Below are 344 nucleotides of genomic sequence, written 5' to 3' on the forward strand. Positions count from 1 at the left end.
GGCAACACCATCACCGTCTATAACGGCGACAGGGTGATTGGCACCGCGAAAGTGCAGGCCGACGGCACCTGGTCCCTGGAGCCGACCACCCCGCTGCCGGACGGGAAGTACACCCTGACGGCGAAAGAGACCGACAGCGTGGGCAATGTCTCCGGTCCGTCCGGCGAGTACATCATCAACGTGGCCACCGTGCCGCCGCAGGCACCGACGCTGGACACCGTCTATGACGACGTGGCCCCGCACGCGGACTACCTGCAGAAGGGCGATGTCACCAACGACACCACCCCGACCCTGAGCGGCAGCAGCGGCGTGGCGGGCGGCACCATCAGCATCTACGACAACGG

General features: G+C 66.6%; 1 protein-coding gene. It reads left to right on the top strand.

Translation table 11 applies throughout. The features are described from left to right. A partial coding sequence (locus GM298_RS23405) for an Ig-like domain-containing protein (RefSeq protein ID WP_266155414.1) occupies window positions 1-344 on the top strand: 344 nt, incomplete at both ends.

The organism is Enterobacter sp. HSTU-ASh6 (assembly GCF_026319105.1).
Lineage (GTDB): Bacteria > Pseudomonadota > Gammaproteobacteria > Enterobacterales > Enterobacteriaceae > Enterobacter > Enterobacter sichuanensis.